General features: G+C 76.8%; 1 protein-coding gene. It reads left to right on the top strand.

All coding sequences use genetic code 11. From position 1 onward, the window contains the following. Nucleotides 1-267: 267 nt before the first annotated feature. Nucleotides 268-2,000, top strand: a 1,733-nt coding sequence (locus tag ABZY91_RS41940) for a beta-ketoacyl synthase N-terminal-like domain-containing protein (protein WP_355409497.1), incomplete at its 3' end; no start/stop codon positions are given.

The raw sequence follows: 2,000 nt of genomic DNA, 5'->3' as shown, positions 1-2,000 counted from the left end.
ACCACCCCCCCCCCGCCCCCCTACCCCCAAACCCCCCCCCCGGCGGCGGGGCACCCCCCGGGCCCCCTGTACCCCTTACCCGGGCGCCCCGACCGTCCGACGCCCCGACCGTCCGGCAGACCGGCCCCCGCCCGGGGGCACCTGCCCCGGGCCGGTGCCCCCGGTCACCCTCACCAGCCCCTGTCACCTGTCGCCCGCGACGTACCCCGTCGCCTCCCACGTGAGCATTTCCGAGGCCCCAGAGCGGCCTGACGAGCGGAGTGGACCATGACCCAGCCGGACGAGAAGCTCGTCGAGGCCCTGCGCAGCGCACTGAAGGAGACCGACCGGCTCCGCCGCCGGCAGCAGGAGGCCGAGGCCCGGGCCTCCGAGCCGATCGCCGTCGTCGGCACGGCCTGCCGCTACCCCGGTGGGGTGCGCGGCCCGGAGGACCTCTGGCGCCTGGTCGCGGAGGGCAGGGACGCGGTCGGGGAGTTCCCGACCGACCGGGGCTGGGACCTCACCACGCTGTTCGACGACGACCCCGACGCGCCCGGTACCTCGATGGCGCGCGAGGGCGGATTCCTGCACGACGCCGGTGACTTCGACGCGTCGCTGTTCGGGATCAGCCCGCGCGAGGCCCGCGCCATGGACCCGCAGCAGCGGCTGCTGCTGGAGTGCGCGTGGGAGGCGTTCGAGCGGGCCGGCCTGGACCCGCTGGGGCAGCGCGGCACCCGCACCGGTGTCTTCGCCGGCAGCAACGACCAGGACTACCTGGGCCTGCTCGGCGACCGTCCCGGCGAGCTGGAGGGCCACCTGGGCACCGGCAACGCCTCCAGCGTCCTGTCCGGCCGGCTCGCCTACACGTTCGGCCTGGAGGGCCCGGCGGTCACGGTCGACACCGCCTGCTCGTCCTCGCTGGTCGCGCTGCACCTGGCCGTGCAGGCGCTGCGCAGCGGCGAGTGCGACCAGGCGCTGGTCGCCGGCGTCCTGGTGATGTCGACGCCCGGGACCTTCCTGGAGTTCTCGCGGCAGCGCGCCCTCGCCACCGACGGCCGCTGCCGGTCGTTCGCCGCCGCCGCCGACGGCACCGGCTGGGGCGAGGGCGCCGGGGTGCTGCTGGTCGAGCGGCTCTCCTCGGCGCGGGCCGCCGGCCGTCCGGTCCTGGCCGTGGTGCGGGGCACGGCGGTGAACCAGGACGGCGCCTCGAACGGGCTGACCGCGCCGAACGGCCCGGCCCAGCGGCGGGTCATCCGGGAGGCGCTCGCGAACGCCGGCCTGACGGCGCAGGAGGTCGACGCGGTCGAGGCGCACGGGACGGGCACCACGCTGGGCGACCCGATCGAGGCCCAGGCGCTGCTGGCGACGTACGGCCAGGACCGGGCCGAGGGCGAGCCGCTCTGGCTGGGCTCTCTGAAGTCGAACATCGGGCACACCCAGGCGGCGGCGGGCGTCGGCGGCATCATCAAGATGGTCGAGGCCATGCGGCACGGGCAGCTGCCGAAGACGCTGCACGTCGACGCGCCGACCCCGAAGGTCGACTGGACCGCGGGGAGGGTGGAGCTGCTCACCGACGCCAGGCCCTGGCCGGCGGTGGGCCGCCCGCGCCGGTCGGCCGTCTCCTCGTTCGGCATGAGCGGTACCAACGCCCACGTGATCCTGGAGCAGGGCGATCCGGTCCGGGAGCCGTCGCCGGCCGCCGGGACGGGGCCGGTGCCGCTGCTGCTCTCCGGGGCCGGCCCGGCCGCGCTGCGGGCCCAGGCCGCCGCCGTCCTGGCGCACGCGGAGGGCGGCGCGCCGCTGGGGGAGGTCGGCGCGACGCTGGCCCGGCGCGCCGTACTGCCGGACCGGGCCGTGGCCTGGGACCTCGCCGGTCTGGAGGCGGTCGGGTCCGGGCTCGTGGCGGGCACCGCGCTCGACTCCACCGACGTGGTGTTCGTGTATCCGGGTCAGGGTGGTCAGTGGCTGGGTATGGCGGTGGGTCTGCTGGGGTCGCGAGCGTTCGCGGAGCGGTTGCGGGA

The organism is Kitasatospora sp. NPDC002965 (assembly GCF_040611255.1).
Classification (GTDB): Bacteria; Actinomycetota; Actinomycetes; order Streptomycetales; family Streptomycetaceae; genus Kitasatospora.
This window is presented reverse-complemented; position numbering and strand designations above follow the sequence as displayed.